Origin of the sequence: Paraburkholderia phenoliruptrix (assembly GCF_902859825.1) — a bacterium.
In the GTDB taxonomy this organism is placed as follows: domain Bacteria; phylum Pseudomonadota; class Gammaproteobacteria; order Burkholderiales; family Burkholderiaceae; genus Paraburkholderia; species Paraburkholderia phenoliruptrix.
On sequence record NZ_CADIKB010000049.1, the window covers coordinates 1 to 24,458 of the forward strand.

At 57.9% G+C, this 24,458-nt stretch carries 23 protein-coding genes and 2 pseudogenes; 22 read left to right on the top strand and 3 right to left on the bottom strand.

What is annotated here, in order from left to right:
• A partial coding sequence (locus HV711_RS33300) for a site-specific integrase (RefSeq protein ID WP_496401164.1) occupies positions 1-453 on the top strand: 453 nt, incomplete at its 5' end.
• Positions 446-1,441: a tyrosine-type recombinase/integrase gene (locus HV711_RS29185; protein ID WP_035485837.1), complete on the top strand. Its 996-nt coding sequence runs from the start codon at positions 446-448 to the stop codon at positions 1,439-1,441. The genes HV711_RS33300 and HV711_RS29185, both read left to right, overlap by 8 nt.
• 70 nt (positions 1,442-1,511) lie before the next feature.
• On the opposite strand, the pseudogene istA reads toward HV711_RS29185, so the two are convergent.
• A pseudogene (istA, locus tag HV711_RS29190) lies at positions 1,512-2,258 on the bottom strand (IS21 family transposase); the annotation flags it as partial.
• A 147-nt stretch (positions 2,259-2,405) separates the two neighbouring features.
• Here istA and HV711_RS29195 point away from each other — a divergent pair.
• The 3 genes from HV711_RS29195 to HV711_RS29205 are packed head-to-tail and all read left to right on the top strand — an operon-like array spanning position 2,406 to position 5,456.
• Positions 2,406-3,083 (top strand): site-specific integrase, encoded by a 678-nt coding sequence (locus tag HV711_RS29195; protein ID WP_175145478.1) that lies wholly within the window; start codon positions 2,406-2,408, stop codon positions 3,081-3,083.
• Positions 3,080-4,465: a tyrosine-type recombinase/integrase gene (locus HV711_RS29200; RefSeq protein ID WP_175145480.1), complete on the top strand. Its 1,386-nt coding sequence runs from the start codon at positions 3,080-3,082 to the stop codon at positions 4,463-4,465. The genes HV711_RS29195 and HV711_RS29200 overlap by 4 nt, the downstream gene beginning before the upstream one ends.
• Complete coding sequence (locus HV711_RS29205; protein WP_082201573.1) at positions 4,452-5,456, top strand: tyrosine-type recombinase/integrase; 1,005 nt, start codon at positions 4,452-4,454, stop codon at positions 5,454-5,456. The genes HV711_RS29200 and HV711_RS29205 overlap by 14 nt, the downstream gene beginning before the upstream one ends.
• A gap of 118 nt (positions 5,457-5,574) precedes the next feature.
• Here HV711_RS29205 and HV711_RS29210 read toward each other — a convergent pair.
• A pseudogene (locus HV711_RS29210) lies at positions 5,575-6,204 on the bottom strand (IS21 family transposase); the annotation flags it as partial.
• A 311-nt stretch (positions 6,205-6,515) separates the two neighbouring features.
• Between HV711_RS29210 and HV711_RS29215 the strand changes: the two are divergent.
• Positions 6,516-7,220, top strand: a complete 705-nt coding sequence (locus tag HV711_RS29215; protein ID WP_035482135.1) for a hypothetical protein — start codon at positions 6,516-6,518, stop codon at positions 7,218-7,220.
• Here the strand turns inward: HV711_RS29215 and HV711_RS29220 are convergent.
• Positions 7,168-7,848 (bottom strand): helix-turn-helix domain-containing protein, encoded by a 681-nt coding sequence (locus HV711_RS29220; protein WP_035482132.1) that lies wholly within the window; start codon positions 7,846-7,848, stop codon positions 7,168-7,170. The two genes, HV711_RS29215 and HV711_RS29220, sit on opposite strands and share 53 nt — an antisense overlap.
• Before the next feature lie 363 nt (positions 7,849-8,211).
• Between HV711_RS29220 and HV711_RS33640 the strand changes: the two genes are divergently transcribed.
• The 16 genes from HV711_RS33640 (at position 8,212) to HV711_RS29300 (ending at position 24,384) form a co-directional block, all read left to right on the top strand.
• The gene (locus tag HV711_RS33640; RefSeq protein ID WP_244142762.1) at positions 8,212-8,529 is read left to right on the top strand and encodes a hypothetical protein; all 318 of its coding nucleotides are present in this window, start codon (positions 8,212-8,214) and stop codon (positions 8,527-8,529) included.
• A gap of 2 nt (positions 8,530-8,531) precedes the next feature.
• Positions 8,532-9,086, top strand: coding sequence for a FlhC family transcriptional regulator (locus tag HV711_RS29230; RefSeq protein ID WP_035482130.1), 555 nt, complete (start codon positions 8,532-8,534; stop codon positions 9,084-9,086).
• A 223-nt stretch (positions 9,087-9,309) separates the two neighbouring features.
• Positions 9,310-11,472 (top strand): MobH family relaxase, encoded by a 2,163-nt coding sequence (gene mobH, locus HV711_RS29235; protein WP_035482128.1) that lies wholly within the window; start codon positions 9,310-9,312, stop codon positions 11,470-11,472.
• Entirely contained in the window at positions 11,469-13,361 is a 1,893-nt protein-coding gene (traD, locus tag HV711_RS29240) for a conjugative transfer system coupling protein TraD (protein WP_035482126.1), read from the top strand. The genes mobH and traD overlap by 4 nt, the downstream gene beginning before the upstream one ends.
• A gap of 107 nt (positions 13,362-13,468) precedes the next feature.
• Entirely contained in the window at positions 13,469-14,020 is a 552-nt protein-coding gene (locus HV711_RS29245) for a hypothetical protein (RefSeq protein WP_244142763.1), read from the top strand.
• Positions 14,020-14,658: an IncC plasmid conjugative DNA transfer DtrJ family protein gene (locus tag HV711_RS29250; RefSeq protein ID WP_035482119.1), complete on the top strand. Its 639-nt coding sequence runs from the start codon at positions 14,020-14,022 to the stop codon at positions 14,656-14,658. The genes HV711_RS29245 and HV711_RS29250 overlap by 1 nt, the downstream gene beginning before the upstream one ends.
• A 127-nt stretch (positions 14,659-14,785) precedes the next feature.
• Positions 14,786-15,838: a TadA family conjugal transfer-associated ATPase gene (locus HV711_RS29255; protein WP_035482116.1), complete on the top strand. Its 1,053-nt coding sequence runs from the start codon at positions 14,786-14,788 to the stop codon at positions 15,836-15,838.
• Complete coding sequence (locus HV711_RS29260; RefSeq protein ID WP_035482114.1) at positions 15,777-16,148, top strand: TrbC/VirB2 family type IV secretion system protein; 372 nt, start codon at positions 15,777-15,779, stop codon at positions 16,146-16,148. The genes HV711_RS29255 and HV711_RS29260 overlap by 62 nt, the downstream gene beginning before the upstream one ends.
• 10 nt (positions 16,149-16,158) lie before the next feature.
• Positions 16,159-16,479: a VirB3 family type IV secretion system protein gene (locus HV711_RS29265; protein WP_035482110.1), complete on the top strand. Its 321-nt coding sequence runs from the start codon at positions 16,159-16,161 to the stop codon at positions 16,477-16,479.
• Positions 16,480-16,550: 71 nt separating this feature from the next.
• Positions 16,551-19,007 (top strand): VirB4 family type IV secretion system protein, encoded by a 2,457-nt coding sequence (locus tag HV711_RS29270; protein ID WP_244142764.1) that lies wholly within the window; start codon positions 16,551-16,553, stop codon positions 19,005-19,007.
• Complete coding sequence (locus HV711_RS29275; protein ID WP_035482105.1) at positions 19,000-19,761, top strand: conjugal transfer protein; 762 nt, start codon at positions 19,000-19,002, stop codon at positions 19,759-19,761. The genes HV711_RS29270 and HV711_RS29275 overlap by 8 nt, the downstream gene beginning before the upstream one ends.
• A 28-nt stretch (positions 19,762-19,789) precedes the next feature.
• Positions 19,790-20,530, top strand: a complete 741-nt coding sequence (locus tag HV711_RS29280; protein ID WP_035482102.1) for a conjugal transfer protein — start codon at positions 19,790-19,792, stop codon at positions 20,528-20,530.
• A gap of 77 nt (positions 20,531-20,607) precedes the next feature.
• Positions 20,608-21,903, top strand: coding sequence for a type IV secretion system protein (locus HV711_RS29285; protein ID WP_051224387.1), 1,296 nt, complete (start codon positions 20,608-20,610; stop codon positions 21,901-21,903).
• Between the two features lie 37 nt (positions 21,904-21,940).
• On the top strand, positions 21,941-22,231 hold the full coding sequence (locus tag HV711_RS29290) for a hypothetical protein (RefSeq protein WP_035482101.1): 291 nt from the start codon (positions 21,941-21,943) through the stop codon (positions 22,229-22,231).
• A gap of 63 nt (positions 22,232-22,294) precedes the next feature.
• Positions 22,295-22,441 carry a hypothetical protein gene (locus HV711_RS29295; RefSeq protein WP_175145481.1) on the top strand — a complete coding sequence of 49 codons (147 nt, stop codon included), beginning with the start codon at positions 22,295-22,297 and terminating at the stop codon, positions 22,439-22,441.
• Positions 22,441-24,384: an ATP-binding protein gene (locus HV711_RS29300; RefSeq protein WP_035482099.1), complete on the top strand. Its 1,944-nt coding sequence runs from the start codon at positions 22,441-22,443 to the stop codon at positions 24,382-24,384. Before HV711_RS29295 ends, HV711_RS29300 begins: the two co-directional genes overlap by 1 nt.
• Positions 24,385-24,458: the final 74 nt, after the last annotated feature.

Consider the following 24,458-nt stretch of genomic DNA (forward strand, 5'->3'; position numbering starts at 1 on the left):
GCGGTTCTCCTTGGTTCCCTGTTCGGGAGGTTGGTCCTGGAAACCCGATTCTCTCGGATTCCACTGGCGAACCGCCGCCTTCAACCTTCAACTACGCCTGGGACATTGCCACCAGACGCGCCGTTCTTCTGTTTCCGCGATGGCCGTCCCCTGACCCAGACCGCTGTGCGCAGGGCCTTTCAGCGACAGCGCATTCTGGCAAATATCCAACGCGAAGGCGGTGTGTCCTGCCAGCCCAGGTTGCATGATTTGCGGCACTCAGGCGCAGTGCACCGGCTAGTTTACTGGTATCGCTGCGGCGCGGATTTGCAACTGTTGTTGCCGCAGCTCGCCACCTATCTCGGCCACATTGATCTCGCGGGCACCCAACGCTACCTTACCCTGACGCCCGAGTTGTTGAATGAAGCGAGCACGCGCTTTGAAGCTTACGTTCTGGAGGCGCATCATGAATAACTCATCCTTGCTGGGTCCGTGGATCCGGCGTTTCCTGATCGAGCATCTGGTGGGCGAACGTAACCTTGCCGTCAATACCCAAAAAAGTTACCGCGACATGCTCATCCTGTTGCTGCCGTATCTGGCCACCAAGGTCGACAAGCGGATCGACCGCCTGACCGTTGATGATCTCTCTCCGCAAATGGTCCGCCTGTTCCTGGCACACATGGAAGAACAGCGTCACTGTACGGTCAGCACACGAAACCAGCGACTCGGCGGCATTCATGCGTTGGCCCGTTTCATCGGCGAACATGCACCGGAATACGTCGACTGGTGGGCGCAGATTCACCTGATTCCCGTCAAGAAAACCAGTCGGCCGGAGATCAGCTATCTTAGCAAGCAGGAAATGGACGCCCTGCTTGCTGCCACCGACGTGAATACGACGCAGGGGCAGCGCGAACATGCCTTATTGCTGTTCATGTTTAACTCTGGAGCGCGTGCAAGCGAAGCTGCGCAGCTCAAGATTGGCGACGTTGACTGGCACACGCGCTCGGTCAGCATCATAGGCAAGGGGAACAAACAACGCCGCTGCCCGCTCTGGAAATCCACGCTCGATGCGTTGCGCTCACAGTCCGAGGGGAGGGCCGCAGCCGCGCCGGTGTTCCTCAATCGATTCCACCAGAAGATGACGCGCTCCGGCATTCATGCATTGGTCAAGCGCTGCGCTATCCGTGCTGCAGCCAACGCGCCGTCGCTTGCCGGCAAGAATGTTCACCCACATGTGATTCGGCATACAACCGCCTCGCTACTACTCCAGGCCGGTGTCGACATCAATACGATACGCGGCTGGCTTGGGCATGTTTCGTTGGAGACGACCAATATCTATGCCGGGATCAATCTGGAAACAAAGGCGCGGGCGCTGGCGACATGCGAAGTGGAAGGCGGTGCCGAAAGACAAAAGCAATGGCGCGATCAGCCCGACCTGATGACCTTCCTTCGCACCTTGTAACCGAATAATATGTGCTGTTCGATTTCCACAAAGACGCTGCCTTGGCCTCGTTGGTTATCGAACAGCACATATTTTTTACCACACCATACTCGTGGCCCAGGCCCCGGTTGTTGCGCGTGCCTTCCATCCCGTAATGTGCGAGCAACGACGCATAGCGGACCGTGAAGTCTTCCTCTTCCTGCAGGTTCTTGAATGCCGCCGACAGGCTGTCGGACCGATGTTCGCGCGGGCAGCCACCAGCCTGCCACAGCGCGTTCTGCAATCCCGTCGCGAGCGCCTGGAAGCTCTCTCCGCCATCGACCACGCTGGCGTACTCCCAGTGCGAGAACGCCAGCACGAAGTGATACAGCAGGTGGTCGAACGTGCCGCCGCCGATCGTCACGCCCAGCTTGTCCATGTGGGTAAAGTCCGACAGCCCGCGTACGCCGGGCTGATACGTCTGGGGGAAGAACACTTCCTTGTTCGGCCCTTCGAGCGCTCGCCACTGGCTGATATGCCGCTCAAGCGTGCGCCGCATGCTGTCGGGGAACCGCTCCGGATGGTCTTCCTGCAATTTGCGCAGCAGGGTAATCGCCTTCAGCCTGGGCGCACTACGCAGCAACGGGACGACTTCGCTCTCCCAGACGTCGGCGAACGGATCAGGGCGCGAACGCCAATAGCGTCGGGGCTGCTGCGACGGCAGTCCGGCGTCGTGTTCGACCCGCCGTGCCGTGCGCTCGCTCATGCCTGACTTCGCCGCAGCGAGCTCCTGGGTATGGTGTTTACGATGGTTCATGTAGAGGCGGACCTGTTGGTCGGTAATGCGGGTTCCAGACATGGGCTGACCGCTTCTTTTTAGATTTAGTCAGCCATCCTATTCCCCCGCCGACCCGGCGCCGCCGGTAGCTCGTCGTCTCCGGCGGCTACGCCGCCTTCGACTCCTCACTACCGGCCAAGATGAATGTCGCTACACCGGACCCAATGATTGTCGCCGCCCAATCTGTATGACACGGGGCGTACCGGACGTGATCTTTCTCAATTCATCATTGTTCCAAGGATATATGCGCGTGAGTCCATTCCGTCTACACTACGCCCCGCTGACATCAGCGCAGTCTTGCGCTTCACACGCGAGGACCGGTCCCCAACGGGGCTACGTGACTACGCCATTCTGATGATGCTGTCGAAGTACGGAATACGTGCAGGAGAAATCGCACGACTGCGTCTGGAAGATATCGATTGGAGAGCTGATCGATTCTGCATTCGCCATACCAAGACCGGATCGCAGTCCATTCTACCGTTGCTTCCGAGTGTGGGTGAAGCTCTGCTTGACTACTTGCGACGAGGACGACCAATCACAAATGTGCGCGAGATATTTGTTCGCGCACGTGCTCCTTACCGCGGATTTCGCAATGGTTCCAGCTTATACACACCCGTGCGCCGGCGACTTGAATCGGCAGGCGTGCATCCAACAGGCAAACGCGGGCCGCACGCGTTTCGACATGCACGTGCTGTCAGCCTGCTTCGTGCCGACGTTTCAGTAAAAACGATCGGGGACCTATTGGGACACCGCTCGGCGGAATCTACGGGGGCTTATCTGAAGTTGGCGACGGAGCATCTGCGTGCTGTAGCTCTTGAGGTTCCGAACATGGAGAAGCAGCCATGAAACCAATCTGGCCTGATACTGACAGCCGTTACGTCGACCGCTTTATCTGGGGGTTGGGAACCCGAAACGCAACGACCACGAAGGTTTACCGATGCATCCTATCGGGCTTCCAGCGGTTTGTCATGCAGCGCGAGTGTGCGGGATCGTTGGATCAACAAACGATCAGTGCATGGTTGCACGAACGGGCTACACAATGGCCTACGCACATAGTTTTTCATCGCGCACGTCTCGTTGACCGGTTCCTCGATTTCCTCGTAAGTGAGGGCTCGGTTGCGAGTAATCCGTTGCGTGTACTGCGAATCGAATATGGGCAACGAACGACTACGCCCGTAGTACGAGCGCTACTATCATCCTCCCCGGAAACGGCGCTCGATGCGTTACGTCTACCTCAACGCTTTGGAAGCTTTCTCGGGCCACTCATGCGCGATCACGTCACGTTAATGCGAGCCATGGGCTACCGTTACGAGACGCAAGCAAACCGCTTCGTATATTTCGATCGCTATTTGCAAAGGAATCCGGGACTGGAGGGCCAACCGCTGGCCGTCCTTCTGCGAGATTGGCATGCCACACGGCCGACCCCCGAGAATGCGTGGATGTGCCAGGAGCTGGGTCGCGATCTCGCCAGGGCGTTGCGACGCTCCGAGCCAATGATTGTCGTACCCAAGCCCGACCCTCGCCTTCGCCAGCAGCTGGAGCAACAGCGACGAGGTCCCTACATCTATACGGAGCAGGAAGTGCAGCGCCTCCTTGAAACCGCGCGGCAGTACCCCTCGCCGTGCGCACCTCTTCGCCCCATGAGCCTTTATACAATGCTCGTTCTTGCATATTGCACCGGTCTACGTCTGGGCGAGATCGTAGGCCTCAACCTCGGTGACGTTCATCTCGATGTAGGCGAGATCGAGATTCGCGAGACGAAGTTTTTTAAATCGAGGACACTACCGGTTTCAAACAGCGTCGCAGTTGTACTGCGCGAGTATGTGAATGCCCGGCGACGGGCGGGCGCTCCGCAGCAAACCGAGTCAGGACTGTTCTGGCATCAACAACGAGCCGGACGCTACTCCTATGTGATGACCGAGAAGCTTCTGACACGTGTACTGCGCCTCTCTGGCGTAAAGCCTGATAGAGGCGGCCTTGGGCCACGCATCCATGATCTCCGCCACACATTTGTCGCAAATCGGATGCTCGGATGGTATCGCGAGGGCATAAATCCCCAGGCACGGCTTCCTTATCTCGCCACATATCTCGGTCACAGGGACATTAATTCCACCCTGATCTATTTGACCATCACCCAGGAGCTCCTGCAACAGGCAGGGGCGCGCTTTCGTGCTTTCGGCGTGCACAGTCTGCACGTCGATGAAGGAGTGGACGATGAAACCGATTGATCCGTTGCCTGGATTGCTGCAAGAATTTTTTTGCAGATACATGCTGGAACAGCGCAATCTCTCAGCACACACGGTGCGATCCTATCGCGATACCTGGAGATTGTTCCTGCGTTATTCAGCTAAAAGACACGATCGTGCGGTAGCCAAACTGGTGTTCGGGGACCTTACTGCAGCGATGGTAGGAGCCTTCTTGCAGCAATGCGAGCAGGAGCGCAAGGTAACAGTCGGCACTCGAAACTGCCGACTTGCTGCTTTGCACGCCTTCTTTTCTTTTGTCGCCGAACGGGAACCCGCATACGCTGCACAGTGCAACGCAGTACTGCGCATTCCCACCAAGCGTGCAGCAGTTCACGCGCCATGCTACCTTGATCCGGATGAAGTTGATGCCATTATTTTGCAGCCTGATCGCACGGTACTTGAGGGCCAACGCGATCATGCGCTGCTTTGTTTTCTCTACAACACAGGCGCACGGATCCAGGAGGCGCTCGATGTTTGCCCGCAAAGCATCCGCTTCGATCCACCGTCGTACGTGCGGCTGATCGGCAAAGGTCGAAAGTCGCGTATCTGTCCGCTGTGGCCGGAAACGGTGGCCATAATCAAGGCGCTGCTCAAGCGACAACCCTGCGCGGATAGCGAACCTATTTTTGTCAATCGCTATGGCGCTCCTCTGGGTGCGTCCGGGGTTCGCTGCAAGCTTGCGCAGTACGTTCAGGCGGCCGCCAAGACAGTCCCAACTTTGTCCTCGAAGCACGTTTCTCCGCACAGTTTCCGACATGCGGCGGCCGTCCACCTCGTAGCGGCGGGCGTCGACGTCACCGTGATCCGCAGCTGGCTCGGCCACGTGAGCCTCGATACCACCAATCACTATGCACAGGCAAATCTGGCTACGAAACGCGCTGCGCTAGAACGTCTCGAACCCGCTTCAAAGATAGATAGGCCGCCGCGATGGAAACGTGACGCAGATCTCCTTGCATGGCTAGATTCACTTTAAGCCGCTGCGTAATGCGAAGGAACCAAGAACCTGGCGCCAGCAGCGGCGCGGATTCCGCTGCGTTCCTTCGCATTACCAGAACCTGCTGATTACCCGAAAAATCACCAGCTGGTGATTTTTCGGGGGCGCCTCCGTAGAATTCCATGGCGCCGATAAGCCCGCCTATCCAGTCGTGCGTTCCCTCCGAGCGCGTCGCGCAGGCATACGTGTAATTTGAGGCGCCGAGCACGGCGACAAACACGTGCGCATGGAACGCGAGGCCACCGCGCCCGTCCAGGATCGGCATGGTGTGGCCGGCGAAGTCCGCAAACAGCTTCTCGCCGGCGCGGTGCTGCTGACGCATCGAGCGTTTGAGCGTCTGTGCCCAGTCTTTATAGCGCTGGCAGAACTGGGTGTAGCGGTAGGTCCGTTCGCCGGGGTGCGCCTCGACGTATTCTTCCCACAGCAGTTGCAGCGTCACGTTCGCGCGCCGCAGCTCGCGGTGAACGACCGCATAGGCCGGTTCGATACGCCGGGCCGGCGTGCTCTGATCGGCTGGCAGGCTCAGCCTGGCCTCAAGCTCGTCGTCGGCCAGCGGCTCGACGCTCGCCCAGTCCAGATCGGCCGCGCTTGCGCGCGCTGCATATGCCGAGACGGCACCCACGCTGATACCCGCTGCCCGGCTGATCTGGCGGTGCGACAAGCCGCACACCCACTTCAGCCGCAGGACTTCTTTCAATTTGCGCATGCTCATCCGATGTGCCGGCATCACCTGTCCCTCACAAAAAGAGACAAGGCTAACGCCCGTCGTTGATGTCATGCGCAACACCACCGCCAGACCGAAATAACATTCCCGTTTCGGTCCGGTGATCACTCATTCCGGGAACGTGATCACCTGTTTCGGCAAGATGATCAGTCGTTTCGGAAGCGGGTGATCAGCGATCACCTTCGACCGAAATGACTGATCACCTTCCTCCGGATTCACTGATCACGTTCAACCGGAATCACTGATCACGTTCGCCGAAATACGCAACGAGGTTACCAAGCGGTATGCTGTCTCTATCACGACAGGCAAATGCAATGAGCTACAAGATCGATCGTCTCACCATCCACACCCAGGCCGAACAAGAACGCTTCGTTTGCACGTGGCGTCTCGGTCGCAAACAGGGCATCGTGTACGTCACGGTGGAGGCAGACATCGCCGAGAAGGAGGTTGTCGCGGAGCTTTGCGCGCTCCATCACCTCGTCGAGGACGTCCAGCTGATGGGGGACAATCGAAGCGGAGCGAGCCTAGAGATCACGATCTCAAATCCAGTGATACTCGATCTGCGAGCTGGCCGCAGCAAAAAGTCGCACCTGTATCCGTTCGCAGTGCTGCTTCTGACCAAATTCCTTGAGGTCCCGCTCAACGTCGAGAGGGACTGCTCGTGGGTGGGTGAGGGCGCCAAGACCCGCGAGCGGTCCCTTCATGTGTATGAGCCGCTTAAGCTCCTCCTGGATGTGAAGGGACACGGAAAGATCGGTGTGCGGCAGCACAGCTTCGACCAATTTCGAGCGCGGCTGAATCACGCCAGCGCGGTCGACGCCTGGAAGGAGATGCAAAGGGTTGCGAAGGCGGGGATGTCGCCCATTCCGAGTCCGGAGCGTGGTAGCACCAGGCTATACCACGCGGACAGTCACTGGGCGTTTGTGGTGGGCGACGATGGATACTTGATCACCGCCTACACCGCATTCAACGTGGGAAAGCATGTCCAACAGGCAGGCGATACACCGGCGATCCGATGACACTGAGGCTTTGTGGTGCTTGGTGCGCGGCGTAGCCAACGCCAATGTCAGTCTGAGCGAGCTGGATCACGGTGTCATCCTCGAACGCGAATTCCCACTGCGAAACGCCAGACGGATCCGCTTCGAGCGCCCTTAGCTTGGCGATATACATCAGTCCGTCATATTGGACGATGTAGTGGCGATCTGGTTGGAGGCCGAGATTCTGGGTCGTATAGACGACGATATCGCCAGCCTGCAGCAGATTGATTGCCTCTCGGGCGGATACGTTCCAGTAAAAGAAGAGCCCGATCCAACCGATCGTTGAAAATTCTTTGATGCGTTCGGGCAAAGACATGTGGATCGGGTTACTTCCTGCCTGATCGTACAACAGGTAGCTATTCGGGCCACCTACGCCGATTAGATAGTCGGGTGTGACGTTTAGACGCTTCGCGAGATCGATAAGAATGTCATAGCCCGGGACGAACACGCCGGACAAGTATTTGTACGCCGTTGGTGATGTGACCCCAATTAAATCTGCGATGTACCGGCTGCGAGCGAAGCCGGTAGTCGGGAGACCTCTTGCGTCAAGAATCGTATGCAGGCGCTTCCCAAACGTCTGCCTGACGGCGTCGATGCCGCTCTTTTCCATAGTGGGTACCCAAAAAGTGAGTTTTCGCTGCGTATTATGCCGCAGGTCAGTTACAGCGGACGACAAATATCCAAGGTGCAAACCCCTAAATTCGATTTTGTCAAGGCCGACGATTGCTGCGGCGAAGCGCCGTGGCGCACGTCGACCGGGTAGGGCGAACAACGTCGATGGCTGTGAGAGTCGTCGGGCAACGTTTAACGGCACGGTAGGCAAAAACTTTAGTCGTGTCGAGTGCGTTACCCAACATTGCCGATCAATAAGGTGTTGTGCTTGCATTCCATCGTGTACTTCGGTAGATTCCCGTCAGGAACACTTCCTGTCAAGAAGTTGTTTCCCAGAATAAACGTGATTCAGTAAGGAATCTTGGCCAGTGACCACGATCGAGGTGCTTCAAAAATGTGTCCTATCCTTGAGCTTGCCGCGCTCGAAAACGTAAAGGCAGTCGAGAATCGCTGGAATGCGGTTCGCATGAACCAGACCCGAGCGATGCTCGTGTACAAGTTGAGCAGTGAAGCCGTCGACGTCCTTCTTACAACGCCGCTCGAACTTCTTGTTGAGAAAGTAAAGGATGCGAACCAGGCGATTTTCGTGGACAACCAGTTCACGGATCTCCTCAAGGTGGTGACCGTTCAAGCGGCTCCGAAGTCGACCGTCCAGAACGTCATTGCGCTGCGTGGTTGATCATGAAAAACCTGCAGCTACGGTTCTATATCGAGCATGAGCAGAGACTCAAGCGCCTGTGCGAGTTCGGTGCTCGCCCCAAGACGATGCAGGCATTGCTTTCTCCTCGCGGGGGTGTGCACATCCAGACCTTCCGCGAGATATTCACCCAACTCACCGGGCGCACGCCAAAGCCGGGTATGTCCCCGGCGCAGGACTACGCGTTCCTGCAGAAGCCGGGTTGGCGCTTCAAAGGCAGCCTCATCCTTCAGTCGTATATCCGTCTCTGCGCTCTCGGCGCGCATCACATTGATTCCCTGATCGAGGCTTACGCATTCTTCCTTGAAAGCGCCGAGCCGGAAAGGAGTTCGGAGTTCTCGTTCGAACGGGCGCTGATTCTGGTCCGCGGATTCGAGACGGGTGAACTTCGGTTCACGAAGTGCGCCTGCTGCTCGTCCCATCATGTGCACGAGCGAAACGAGCCCGTGATGTGTCCCGTGTGCAACAACGGCAACTTTGGCGGGTCTCGCAAGCGCCATCGAAACCGCGTACTTGCGACCTTCCATCAGGCGGGGTAACTGGTTGTTTCCGGCTGCTCATGCAGCTTTCGCTATTCTGCATCAAATCCCACGCCTTGTACCTATCTATCTTCGCGATAGGAAGAAAGGCCGCACCATGTGCGCGCGAAGTTAAGACGCCTCGCCGTCGATTTCTGTCAGGAAGTGTAACGCTTGGAAAGCCGGTTCATTTGACGAACGTTTTGCGCTTTCTCGTGTGTGAGCGTGGGCATAGACTTTTTTTATGCTCAAAAAATTCCTACAGCGGCTGACTGGCCGATCAGACGAATCTTCGCAAGGCGCTCAGGCCGTTGCGCCGGTGGTGCTCCAGCGGCAAGCTGCGCCTAAAGTTCGGGTGGACACAGTAGCATCGCGTGTTCCCGTCTATCCCCCTATCGACCCGGGCATCGAGGTCTTGCCGGTCGACAGCATCGTAGAAAGCCAGTCATCGATGGTTGCGCGGATTCGCACCGTGGCTGGCGGTGCGGATGCTGACTTCGGGGACATGTACCTGTCCGTGATCCACAATCTCGCCGAATACATCCATCTTCTCCCGGCTTCCCGACAGGAAACGCACACCGGCGCCGGTGGTCTCTTCCGTCTCTCCTTGGAAATGGGCTTTTACTGCTTGCAGGCCTCGGAGGGAGTCATCTTTACTCCAACGGAGGGGGTGGAGCGCCGGCACAAGCTCGAGCCGCGATGGCGCTATGCGGCGTTTCTGGCTGGAATCTGCTCGGAGTTGCACCGCCCGTTGGCCTCTCTCATCGTCAGCGGGCCTGATGGGGTGCAGTGGCCAAAGTATCTGCTTCCGTTGCATCGATGGTGCAGCGAAGTGGGCTTTGATCGATATCACATTGCCTGGCAACCCGAGCCTCGGTTTGAAACGGCATCGGCGAAAGGCGAGGTGTCAGCGATGATCAGCCGGATCGTCCCCGATCGTTGCTTGCAATATCTCGAAGCTGGTTCTCCGGCGATTGCCCCTATTGTGTTCTCGGTCGCCACTGGGGTGGCTCGCGACAACGAAAACTCCGTTGCCGAGCTTGTTGCGAGGATCCGGAGGCGTGTGCTGGAGCGCGACAAGGCGGTCCGTCCGGACTACTACGGCACGATGCTTGTGGGCAATCATCTTGAGCCGCACCTGCTCGAGGCGATGCGGACGTTAATCCGTGAAGGCAAATGGAAGATCAACCAGGAGGGTGGCCGCGTATGGTTTGGGACCGACGGGCTGTTCGTGATCTGGAAGAAGGCGGCCGAGGAGCTTTCACGAGAGATCGCCCAAAAGGGTATTCAGGGTGTCCCGACAGAGGCAAACACGCTTGCCGAGGCACTGCTGAATGCGAAGGTGTTTGCGGCGAAGGTGGATCGGGACCCGTACTGGAAGGTCACCCTTCCAAGCGGCAAGGAATACGTCGCTACCAAGTTCGTCAACCCGCTCAGTCTGCTCGGCGATATCGAGGTGTCGCCGCTACCGACGCCGCTGGCTGGTGGGGCAGCTGCTGCGGCAGCGGTTTCGCCCAGTGTGAGCACATCTCAAGCGCCGGCCGTTGCGCCTGCTGCCGCCTCTCCTGCAGCTCCACCGCCGGCGTCCGCCCCTTCTCCTGCTCCCGCGCCTGCAGCCGTGGATTCGGCCTCGACTCTGGCGGAGGCCGGGAAAACGCCAGCGCCGTCGGGAAAGGCACCGGATCGGCTGACGTCGTTGATGCAACAGCAAGCTCACGCTCGATCGGCGATGCGGACGCTGGATCCCACAGAATTGAGCGAGCGGACTGCCGAAGAGGCGATTGCCGAACGCGTGGCTGATGGTGCACATCCACCGGAACTGAAGCCGGAGCTCGGCACGGCCTCGTCTGAGCAGGTCGCGAGCGCGCAGGCTGGTACCGACGCGATTGTGCCCCACGAGGTGCGCGGTGGGAGGAAATCGCGTGCAGGAGGTGATGACGGGGTGCCGCCGACGGCAAGGGGACCGGCTACGCCGAATGGGCGAGCCACGTCGGATAGGGCTGCCACGCCGAAGCAAAGTTCGGCTCCCCAAGACAAGTCGCAGACCCCGGCCGATCAATCCGAATTCTCGTACGTTCAGTTTCTACCTGAGCAGTTCCGCCGCAAGTTGAAGCCATTCCTTGGTGAAACGCTCGGCCGACTTATCGCGGACTATCGGTTGGGCGAGTTCAACGACAAGTTCGTGCTGGATCGCGACGGACTATGTGTGAGCTTCAAATACGCAGGGACACTCGGGGCTCCGTTGCCGGCGGTCATTGAGGAGTTGGACCATCTGAACATGCTCTACGTCGATCCGTCGAACCCGGGCAAGAAGCAGCACCACCGCAAACTGCCTGGCTCGGATAAAGACGTCCCGTGCCTCGTCCTGGCGTCACACGCCGTCCAGTATCTCGAGATCGTCCAATGATCATCAACTACCAGAACTTATTCCGGCCGACCTATGAAGCACGATCGGCGCTTGCGTGGGGCGTGTCGCTGGCCTCGATGACCGGTATCGCATTAGCGTCCGACGTGCACACGAACGCGTTCGTATGGATGGGCGCCGGTTCGGCTGCAATGTTGCTGTGGAGAGCGAAGCAAACGCAGAGCATCTGGAATTTCAAGGCCAATCTCGCGGGCAAGCCTTTCACGTTCCTGAAGGCCGATGTGGTTCGCGTGAACCTACCGAAGTTCGGGGACAACCTGTGGCTTGGCTGGGGCTATCGTTGGGAGCCCAGTCACACCCAACAGGCCACCGAGATCATGAAGCGCGACCTTGCAGCGGTGTACCCGCCGAAATGGTTTCTCAAGGCTCGTGGACTGAAGGGGCCGCAACTCGACCCCAAGAACGCGAAAGGGCTTCAGTGGATCCACGGACTCGAGGAAGAGGCCGACATGCTGATGCCGCTTTCGGCAATGCAGGGCCATACTGCTGTTCTTGCGACGACTGGTGCGATCAAGACAACCCTATATAGCCTGCTGGTTTACCAGCTCGCTCTGCGCGGGTACACGATTGTCATCATTGACCCTAAGGGGGATCACGATCTGAAGGAGATCGCGAAGAACGCCGGGATGCTGTCGGGCAGGCCGGAAAAGGTCATCACATTCCACCCGGCGTTTCCGTCCGAATCGGTCCGCATCGACACCCTCAAGAATTGGGATCGGGAGACACAGGTCGCGTCGCGGATATCTTCGCTGATCCCAAGCGATGGGGACGAGTCCTTCCGCTCGTTCGTGTGGATGCAGGTCAATCACGTCGCGCAGGCATTGATTTATACCGGGACACGGCCGTCGTGGTCTTCGTTGCTGGATGCTATCCAAAACCTCAACGGCGCGCAAAAGCTGTTGGAGAAGGCGCTGCGCATGTTCTTCCGGCAGAACGTGCCAGGGTGGGAAGCGCAGGTGGCGCCGGCTATAGCCAAGTTCAACAAGCCAGCCGAGAACAAGAAAGGCAGCGATATGGACGGCGCGTCTGCCGAGCTGCGCGCATACGTAGAATTCTTCGAATCGGAGATCCCTCTCAATGATCAGCCGCGACAGATCAAGGGCTTGATCAGTACAGTTCGATCGAACCGTGAATGGTTCGCGAAGATGATGGTGCTGCTGTTGCCGTTGCTCACGAAACTCACTGCGGGCGAGCTCGAAGGTCTTCTTAGCCCGGACTATGACGATATCGACGACCCGAGGCCGATATTCGATACGAAGAAGATCTTCGACGGTGGGTACATTTTCTATGCGGGTCTCGACTCGTTGAGTGATCCAGAAGTCGGTTCGTCGATCGCGGCGGCGCTTTTGTCCGACATGCAGGCTGTTGCGGGCGAACGATACAACTACGACAAAAACATCAAGGACAAGGCTCGCATCGTCGTTTTGATTGACGAGTGGGGTGATGTGATGTGTGAGCCTGTGATCCAGGCATTGAACAAAGGCCGAGGTGCGGGCTTGGACATCATCGCGTGCGGCCAAACGTTCGCGGACCTTGCGGACAAGCTCGGCTCCGAGGTGAAGGCCAAACGGATGATCGGCAACTTCAATAACCTAATCGCCGGTGCCACACAGGACAAAGACACCCAAGAAATCATCGCCGAAAAGATTGGTGAGACATACATCAAGAAGATTTCGCGGAGCCACGGACGCAATTCGAAGACCGAAGATCACGGCATCGAATTCGGCGGTTCGATCGGTGAAACGGTCTCCGAGGAATCGGCCGACCTATTCCCCATCACGCTGTTGAGCAAACTGCCAGACCTGCACTACCTGGCCGTTTGGAACCGCGGGACGGTTGTCAAGGGACGAATTCCGAAGCTCGTGTTGTGACGACTCGAAAACACTAAAACGGTTGAAAGAGAACTATGGAATCGCAGGTTATCAATTTGGCGGGTCGGGAGTTTCACCGCCGGACGAGGGGCGCTGTCGAGGTACCCGTGTCGAGCATCAGCAAACAGGGCGACGTGATTCTCTCGAGTGTCCTTCGTTCTACCGAGCGGAAGGCGGCAGCTAAGCCGATCTTCTTGCAGTGGCCAACATTGCAGCAGTCGGCGCTGAAGTTTTGCGAAATCCTGTCCGATCGCTACCCGGGCGCTGTTGATGCTCCGCTGGTGGAGGAGGCGATTCAGAGGGCGATTGAGCGTTTTGTGGAGGTCTACGAGACCTCACGGCGTAGCACGGATTCGATGGTCGCCTTCCTCGAATCTTTGGCGCTGTCCGCCGACGTTGCGATGGAGTACACCGTCGTTGGCTTTGACGAGACAGGGAACCGGCGCATATGGCCTCCGTTCGAGGAACCCATTGGCTCGTGGGCGAGGCGCCTTGGCCTTCAGAAAGTACGCTTTGTCCGAATTCCGCCGGCGGAGCCGGATGTGCGAGTTGGCAACCGCTTTCTGCTTTGCAGCCGGATCATGACGGCCAAGGATATCGGCCGGGTCAGCGAGTTGCCGAGCGGCCCGCTGGACAATCGAGCACCTGGGAGACAGTGATGAAGTGGGGATTGCATCTGAAGTTTTGGATTTTGGTGACGCTGGTGCTGATTCTCGCGGTGCCGGCGATCGTCTCGGTGCAGGATGGGTTGGATCGGATTTCGCGAGAGGTCGATATGACGAGAACGGTCTTCGGCGATGACATGACGAACAGCATCGTCGACCGGGCGAAGGCAGTATATGGAACCGCTTTCGTGAAGTCTGGGTTCATCGCGGACCTGAATAAAACACACTTTTCACAAGACGACTACCGAAAGGCGCATGCCTTGAGCGGTGCGCTCAAGCACGTCGGCGCCCTCACGAATTCCTACTTCGGTTCGATGGTGATCAATCTCTACGGCATGATCATTCGCTTGTTCATCGTGTGGCACTGGCTTGCCTTCGTCGGTCCTTTCCTGATCGCATGTGTGGTAGACGGCTACATGACCCGCGCGAAAAAGCTGGCGGAATTCGCGTACCAGAATCCCAGCGCGTTCTCGCTCGCTGCGCATGTGCTGCTCTGGATCATTTTCTTCCCAATCATGTATTTGGTCGCGCCGGTTCCGGTGACGCCACTTTTCGTCCCAATTTGGGCGCTAGTGATGGCCCTTCCGGTGGCGGTGTTGCTGTCGAACTCGCAACGGATCTTTGGTTCCTGACCGATTGGCGCGGAAACACCCCCGCTTTAGGTAGCGTTTCCGGGTAGTTCCTAACAGGAAGCGTCTGTAGATTGTCCATTGACTAAAAAGGGCGATGTGATGGCGCATCGTCTATACGAGGGCTGCGATGAGCGAGTTGAAGAGAGAAGGGCGGAGTAGCGGACGAACGAGTCTGCTTGAAATGGTCATGAATTGTCTGGGTGCGCTCCGTGAGTGGCTTGAGGACGTGACCGTGACGGACATCATGATCAACCGCCCGGACGACGTCTGGATTCAGCAGGGCGGGAGGAAGTCGCGCTGCGACGCGAAGATCTCCGCTGCACAGATCGAGGCGGCCATTACGCTTCTGGCGTCCAACTCGGGCATCCAGGTGAGCAATGAATCGGCAGACGCCATCGTGAGTACGAAGCTGCCGGGTTTTCGGGTGGAGGCAACGCTCCCGCCGGTCGCCGTCGATGGCCCCACCATCGCGTTCCGCCGTAACAACATGGTTGTGAAGGAGATGTCCGACTGGGTCCAGCAGGGTGCTTTACCTCAGGAGATCGCGGACCTGCTGATTGGTGCGGTTCGGCGTCGCCTCGGCGTCGCAATAGTCGGCGGTACGGGTTCGGGCAAGACGACGTTCGCGAACACGTTGCTGGGATGTTTCCCGCCCGACGACCGGATTATTACGATTGAGCAGGTTCCCGAGCTCGTAGTGAGGTTGCCGAACAACGTCCGGTTGCAGATCAACCCACAGCTCAAGGTTACGGCAAAGCGCCTGCTCGAAAGCGTGCTGCGGCAAAACCCCGACCGGATTGTGCTTGGTGAGGCCCGCGGCGCTGAAGCGAACGACCTTCTGCAAGCGGCCAACACGGGGCACGAGGGACCGTTGGTGACGCTGCACGCCAATAGCGGCGCGGAAGGCCTGACTCGCTTCGAGGACATGGTGGCGCAATCTGCCGACGCGCCGGATAGCCGGGAAGGTATTCAGGTACGGATTGCTAGTGCCTTCCAGGTGATGGTGTTCATGAAGTTGGTCGGCGACGACCGGATCGTGGCAGAAGTAGTAAAGGTCGACGGCTTTGATCGGCAGTCGAAAGAGTACAAAACCAGTCTCATCTATAGGAGTAGCAGATATGAAACGTTTGATGTCCCGGTTCTCGGCGGCGATCAAGGGGAGCTCGCCCGAGCAGCGTAGGGTCGTACTCGGGTCGTTGCTGGCAGTCGCCCTGATCTCGTCGTCGCAGGCCTTCGCGACGCTGACATTGCCGATCACCGGCATTTTGTGCGACTTCTTCAACCTGATGACGGGCCAGGTGGGCTACGCGATCTCGGGGATCATCGTGGTGATCCTCGGCATTATGTGGGCCGCTGGCGAAGTCAGTGGTTGGGTCGGTCGCGGCCTTGCGGTGATCGTCGGAATTTCGATTGCGTTGCAGGCAGCAACCTGGCTCGGCGCTATCCAGACCGACGGTGGCGGTACGGGCAGCGGCTGCTCGGGCGCGTAAAGGGGATGAGATGGATTACGAACCTCGAACGACAGTAATCCACTCTTCCCTGATGCGCATCAAGACGATCGCCGGGGTGGAAGAGCGTCTCGCAAAAGTCCACCTGGCGATCGCTATCGCGATGTTGGGAGTGTGGCGGATCTGGCTGTACCTCCCGTTTTGCGTGGCGGTACACCTGTTTCTGGTGTGGCTGACAAAGCGTGACGAAAGCATCTTCCTGATCTACACGCAGTACAGCCGGCAGTCCGACGTCTATGACCCTTGGGTACGGATCGATCGGAAGTCGAAAGTGAAACGGCCTCATGGCTTTGGGCGTGACATCCTATGTTGAGTATTAAGACAGTCCTCGGGTCGTACCTGAAATCGGTTAAGAGCTTTTCGGAACTCGTGCCGTGGATGGGTATGAACGCCGCAGATATGGTGTTCAACCTCGACGGGTCGATGATGGTCGTGTACGAGGTGGCGGGTATTGATGCCGAGGGCCGTCTCCCGATCGAAACGGACGGATTCGTCGAAAACTTCGAGCGAGCGCTCAAGGGGTTCGACGAACATATTCTGGTGTGGTCCATCATGGACCGTCGCAGGACGGAGTACTACCCTGACGCTGACTTCCCGTCGACGATTGGCAAGTTCCTCGATTTGTTGTGGAAGCAGCATCTGTTCGGTCAGAGGCAGTACGAAAACAGACACTACTTTGCGGTGGTCTATCGCAATCTGGGTGGTTCAGGCGGATTTTTCGATAAGCTGACCAATCACATGGATCGGCACAAGGTTGGCATGTTTAAAGCCTTGAGTGCGATTTTGTTTTCAGCCACTTCCGCGAAGAAAAACGCGGCGCTCGCGTTCGAGCAGTTCGACGCGCACGAAACTCACTTTCGCCAAATTCTCGAAGAATTCGAGACGACCGTGAATTCGCTCGGCTTCCGCCGCCTCCAGAGCAACGAACTGATGACATTCATGCATCAGCGCGTAAGCCCGCCGAACGATCATCATCGAGTGGCGATTCCGGATATTCCGGTGTACCTCAATACGTACTTGCCAGATTCGACGCTTCGCCGGAGAAAGAAGCATCTTGAGTTCGAGGGCGACGTGACGCGCTACGTCGGCGCCATGAGCGTGAAGAATTGGCCGAATGTCATCGCGCCTGGGGTGACCGATCCGCTGCTGCAAATCGACGGGGAAATCACGGTCAGCCAGTGTTTCGAATTTTGGGGAAACGAACGGGCGAAAAAGTACATACAGGCCACGCAGGACCACTTCATGGCGAGTACCAAGCGTTGGACAACGCACATGGTGGAGCAGTTGACGAAAACGGAGTCGGACAAGATCGACGCCGGCAAACTAGCACTGGCCGAGGATGCCTCGTCCGCGCTGGAAGATCTTACTGCGCTCGACCGTGCTTACGGGCACTACAACATGACCATTCTCTGCTACGGCGACACCGAAGAAGAGATGGAGCAGACGCTGAAGGACGTCGGCAGCACTATGCGCACCTCTGTTGGTGCGAAGGTTGTTCGAGAGCGGATGTATGCGCTATCGGCATTTACGGCAACGTTGCCAGGACAGTGGGCCAACATCGTTCGATGGGGCTTCATCAATGTTGGGAATCTCGCGGATCTCGCACAGCTTCGCGCGATCCGGACGGGCGATCGCCGCAATTCACACCTGTCGGGCCAATTGCAGCGGCCTATACCGGCGCTGGCGCTTTTGCCCACCGAGCACAACGTGCCATTCAACTACAACTTCCACCAAGGGGATTTGCCGCACTTCTTCGTGGTGGGCCCGTCGCGGTCGGGTAAGACAACGTTACTCAATTTCCTGATTTCGCAGTTCTTTAAGTATCACCCGTGCAATGTCCTGATTTTCGATAAGGACTATTCGTGCTACGTCGCATCTGGTCTTCAGGGCGCGAAGCATATCGATATGAACCCGAGCACGGGAAAGGCGCCTCGCATGAATCCTCTTCGCGTCGTGAACGATCCGACGAAGCGCGGATGGCTGATGCGCTGGCTACAACTGATCGTGACGCTTCGGCAATACGAGTGGAAGACCGAAGACGAACTCGACATGAACAAGGCGCTCAACATGTTGGCTGAGCAACCGCCGGAGAATTGGCGGCTCGCGAATCTGGCGGACTTTATGAGGGCGATTTCGCCCGCGTTGTACAAGGAATTGCAGCCTTGGCTCGAGGACGGCGGTACGTACCCGCATTTCGATAGCTCCGAAGACGACTTTAAGCTGTCGTCATTCACCGACGTTGAAATGGGTGGATTGCTCGAGGACGAAATTCTGGCACCAGTTTTCGTCGACTACGCGTTCTTTTGCATCGACGAGATGCTGGTCCTCGATCCGGAGCACGGCATCAAGCCGACCTTGATCTATCTCGAGGAGGTTTGGTATTTGTTGAAAAACAAAAAGCTCCGTGAGCGCTTTGACAACTGGCTGCGCACTCTCGCCAAGAAAAACGCAATAGTCGGTATGACTACGCAATCGTTGAAAGAAATCGCCGACAGCGACATCTTCACCACGATCATCGACAACATCCAGAACCGGATCTTCTTGCCGAACCCGAGTGTGATGGCCCACTTGGAGCTCTACCGCGACAAGTTCCAGCTGAACGATGAGCAGATTGAGCGGATCCGGACTGCGACGCGCAAGGTGCAGTACTACTTCGTCAATCCGGAAGGGATGTCGCGTATGGCGAACGTCCGCTTCCCGCCGGAGATGCTCGCGTGTCTGCGGTCGGATCATCTCGCGATCCAGAAGTACAAGGAGTTTCGCGCCAAGTTGGTGCCGGACTGGGAAGAGCAGTACATCGAGGAAATGGTGCGTCTGGGGGAGGTTGCAAAGAATGAATAAAGCCATCGCAGTGCTGTTGGCCATTGCATTCTCAAGTTCGTGCTACGCCGGCGGTATGCCGGTGTTTACCGGCGGGTTGGTGTTTGACCCGACCAACTTCTCGCAGAACATCATCAAAGCCGCACAGACCGCACAAAAGGTGGTCGTGGAAGGGCAAAGATATGCGTTGCAGCTCCAGCAGTACGAGATGCAGGTCAAGCAACTGGCGGCCATTAATCCGCAGCAGCTTGCGGCATTAGGTGGAGTGTCCGTCACAAACCTGACGGCGGTGAACAACTACGTTTCCAGCCTGCAGAACGTCGTCGGGGACCTGAATAATGTCTCGGCGGCGTTGAATAACCGCTTTACGGAGGCGCAGCTCTCTGGGCAGACGTGGTCGCAGTATCTGGCCTCTCAGCAAGCCGCGATCAAAGCGAAGGTTCAGTCAGCTCAGATTCGCGCGCAAAACGAGGCGGCCACGCTGCAATCGGTGCAGAACGATTATGCGTTGGCGGCGCAGTGGCAGGCGCGTATTCCGGCAACCATGGGAACTAACGAGGACGTGCAACTGCTGGACGCCCAGATGAACCGGGTCCTCATGCAAAACTCACAGATCATCAAAATGCTGGCCGAAAAGAACGGAGTTATGAAGGCGAATGACGAGGCCGACGAACTGGGCAGAAGGAATCAAGATGCAGCGGCGCGGAGCGTATTTAACGGCGCCATTCAACAGGACAACCAGAGTGGGCAGTCGTTGATCAACGGTCTGCAGTAGTTATCCTACGACACGAGAGGAAAGAGCGATGAAAAAGATTATTGGTGCAGTGCTGCTTATGCTCGCTTCGAAGGCGTCGTTTGCGCAGTACATCGTCTTCGACCCGACGAACTATGCTCAAAACCTGACGACCGCGGCTCAGGCGGTCCAGTCGGTACTCAAGGAGGCCCAGCAGTACTCCACCCAACTCCTGCAGTACGAAAACGAAGTTAAGCAACTCGCATCGATTGGGCCGGAGGCGTTGAACACGTTGAAAAACGTTAGCAACGTCAATCTAAACAATATCAATGGCTACATTTATTCGCTGAATTCGCTGTACGGCAACCTGTCAGGTATGTCGAATCAGATCTCGACGCAGTTCTCGGCCGCCCAGCTGAGCAACATGACGTGGGATCAATACATGGCGAAGCAGAAGCAGGATATCCAGAACGGTATCGGAGCTGCGCAGATTCGAGCACAGAATGAGGCGAATACGCTTAGCTCCATCCAGCAGGACTACGCGATGGCGCAGCAGTGGCAGTCCCAGATCCCGACGACGTCGGGTATCCACGAGTCGATGCAACTGATGAACCAGCAGATGAATCGCGTGGTCATGCAGAACGCCCAGTTGATGCAGCAACTGCAGGCGACGAACGGCAGCGCGAAGGCGATGGACGACATGAACAAAGCTATTGCTAAACAGCGGAACAATGACGCGCTCCAGTCGATTGACCAGACCATCAGCACCGACAACGGAAACATGACCTCGCTGGTCAACGGATTGAAATAGTACTCCCGACTGCGAGTTACAGCGGATCAGCCGTTGCGTGAAGTGCATCTAAGGAAGCCGGTATGTTAAGTGTGAGTATGCAATTTTCCTGGAAACGTCTGACCGATCGGGCGCGAATATTGGACCTGCTTTCGGTCGTGGCGTTTATTGCGTGCATGCTTTTCTCGCTCTCGGCTTTCGCGCAGAGCTCGGGCTCGTCGGGAATCTCGATATCCGCGGCCGACTCGGGTTTCGTCTCGCAGGTGACGTCGGATCTGAATCAACTGGAAAGCACGATTCAGTCGAACTTTAGTAGCATGAGCGGTACGCTGGCCGCGGATGGTACCGAGCTCGAGTGGGCGCTCTTTAGCGTGATGTTCGTGTGGACGGCAATCACGGGAATGCTGAAAGGGGAGTCACTGGGGGAGGTGTTCGCGCAGATCATCATCCAGATCCTTATGCTTGGGATCGTGATGGCGTGCCTGAACTCGAGTTCACAGAACGCCCTTACCCAAACTTTCACGACCATTGCGAACCAGTTTGGCGCTGGTACGAACCTGTCGGGGGGGGTCAAGAGTTTCTTCACCGCTATCTCGAGCCTTTGGACTAGCTCCGGAGGTAGTTCGACGTCTTCGAGCTCCAGCGGGAGCAACTGGTTCTCGTCGCTGTTTCATACGATTGGCGATTTCGACCTTGGGTCGATCCTCGCTGGTCTCGCAATTGTGATTCTGAAGTTGGCGACAACGGTGATTGTGGCGGGTGCCGCGGCGCTATGGGCAGGGAATTACATCTTGTCGCAGATGAAGGTGTACATCGGTCTGGCGGTTGCGCCCGTGATGGTGCCGTGGCTTCTCATGCCGTACACCACCTTCCTGTTCGATGGGTGGTTGAAGTACATGATCGGCGCCGGCATGATGCAGATCGTCGGTGCGATCATGATCAAGATGACCAATACCTTGATGACCACTATGACGACGGTTGCCCAGGGGGCGACGGCGACGAACGTCATCCTGTACGTGGTCCTAGTCGTACTCGCTTTGGTGATCGCGTACATGATGTCAGAGATTAACGGTATTGCGATGGGACTGCTCGGAGGTGGCTCCCGAGTTGGTATGGGCTTCAGCGCATGGACCAGCGTGAAAAACTGGGGGCCGCACCGTGGGCTCGGACTTGCTGCCGGGCGCTCTGCCGGACTCGCAGGCAAAGGCGCGCGTGCAGTTGGCCAAGGCGCCAAGTCGGCTGGACAGGCTGCGCTCAACCGCATTCGGGGCGGCGGTGGCGGGGTACGAGGCGGCGGCGGTGGTGGCGGGGGGGCGAGGAATACGATGGCTTCTAGCGGCGGAGTTCGGGCAACCATGGCCCAGGCCCGCAGTGGCGGCTCATCCAGGCCTTAACACGTCGTTCTATTGATAGGAAAGTGAAAGGAGGCTTATGAGCACCACCGACGCTGAAGGTCGCGACGGCCAGGCGAAGAGGTCGTTCAAGGAAGCGTTTGTGGATACGCTTCACATGCTTCGCGCTGGGCCCGATACTGAGGAGGAGTGGGACGCGCGAGAAACGGAGTTGCACGCTATGGTGCGCGAGTCCGTCCCCAGTGCGATCGGCGTGACGCTCGCACGGACGCTCATTGAGCAACCGCTTGTGTTCGTTGTAGGTGTCGGTGGGTTGCTCCTCTGGGTCGCTTTGGAAGCCGTGCCCTTCGTCTACCGTCTTTTCACCTAGCAGCCGCGGGGGCTTGTTTCCGGATCTCCTTCACGTACATTAGGGGGTAAGGAGATCGGAAACATGACCACGCTCTACCGTACCATTCTTTTTGCCGCGCTCGCCTGCTATGGCTGGTACTACAACACCAGTCTGAATGTGGACGGTCCGTCGAGCGGCACTCAAGCACACGTCGGCTTGACGCATTCGTCCGTGAATGGAGGCGAGTGATGAACGGCTATTACCGGCGCTCGAACCCTCTCGATACGCTCCTTGGCGTTGCTGTGATTGCGCTGCTGGCATTTGCGGCGCTGTCGCTGATCGCATGGGCCTGGGAAACGTGGCAGCTGCTCACGTCGAATCAATCAGCGCATGACGTCGTTCTTTACGGCCGGGTGGCGTCGATTGTCATTGCGATCTTGGGACTCGCGGCTATCCGATTCCGCTCGGTCGCCTACCTTGCAATCACCGTTTTTGCGTTCAGTTGGCTGGCGCTGCGCTCGGGACAGGCAGGCGTTGGAGAGTTCTGGGGCTTCGCTGGCTTTCTGCCAATCCTCGCGGGTTACCCGTGGCTGGCCCGGAAGTTCCCGGAGGTGGCCGATGGTCGCGAACGCGCGCTCGCCGTGAACAATACGCAAGAAACTGGCTCGGCGCCGCTTCCGCATCTTCCGGTTTCGACGCCGCGTAAGACCCTCGACTCGCTCGTGGGCATGGAGGATCTGAAAGATCGTCTTCGTGCCGCAGTGTCGGACATTCTGGCGAAGCGGGTTGAGGGCGAGGAGCCGCGCAACGGCATTCTCCTGCACGGTGAGCCGGGGAACGGTAAGACGGAATTTGCCGAGTGTCTTGCGGGCGAATTCAAGCTTCCGCTGATCAAGCTGCGCAACAGCGATGTCGCCAGCCGTTGGAAGAACCAGACGACGGAGAGCATTGTTCAGGCGTTTGCTGACGCCAAGGCGCACGCCCCCTGCATGCTCTTCATCGACGAAGCAGAGAGCCTGCTCGCCGATCGTGCTGGGATGGCCGACTCCGGCGGCGAGGAGGGGAAGATGACGACGGCGCTACTGACTGAGCTGGTTGATATTCGTGCGCATCGAGTCGTGGTGGTTGCGGCAACGAACTATCTGGAGAAGATCGACGGCGCGGGTGCGCGTGAAGGACGATTCGATTTCAAAATCGAGGTGCCGACACCGGATGAACCGGCGCGCCTCGCTCTTCTGCGCGCGGCGCTGAAGCGTCACGTGCCGTACGCCGAGATTTCGCCCAGCGCAGTCGAGCGCGCAGCCAAGCGGTGGGTCGGGTACTCCAGCAAGCGCATTCAGTCGGTCGGTGAGCAAATGCGGGAGATGAAGCGCACGACGAACCGGAACTGCTTCGAGTTCGACGATCTGATGGCGGCGATGCGAGCTCTTCAAGGCCGTGCCGGGAAAATACCGGAGAACACGAAGCGGCTGGACGAGATCATCCTCCCGGCGGCGTCGAGCAAGCGTTTGAGGGCCATCGCTACTCGGATGCTGAAAGTTGGTCAGATCGAGGAGTTGGGAGGCAAGGCGCCGACCGGCATCGTCTTCTATGGCCCTCCGGGGACGGGCAAGACCGAGGCAGCCCGGGCTTTGGCAAAGGAAACGGGCTGGGCATTCCTCCAGACGACCGGGAGTGCGCTTATGGCTGACCCATCATCGTGGGACAAGCTCATGCGCGAAGCGAAGGATATTCGCCCGGTAATCGTCTTTCTCGACGAGGCAGACGACATCCTCCGGAATCGTCAGATGTCCAACGTCACGGCTCTAACCAACAAGATTCTGGTCTCGATGGACGGAGCCGCCGGCAAAACTCCAGATGTCGTCTTCGTCGCCGGCACGAACTTTATTGACGATATCGACGAGGCAGCGATGCGCGGAGGCCGCTTTACGGAGAAGGTGCGCTTCGATCTGCCCGATGAGGCGGGCGTCGAGAAGTACGTTTCTGGCTGGCTGGAAAAGCGAGGCATCGAGCCGATGAACAGCTTTGTGGTGCGTGTGGTGGACGCCCTAAAGGGGCAGTCGATCGCGAACGTCGATGCCATCCTTCAAGAGGCAGTAAATCAGTGCGCCGTGCGGATGTTGGACGGTGAGGAGGCCAGCCTTACGGTAGACGACATCGTTGAGGCGCGGGAAACCATCTCTCGGAACTGATCGAGATATCGCAGAGTCGGGGCAGTCCTTGTTTGACAAGGCCTGCCCTTTCCTATTTTTGGGCCTGCGGGTGA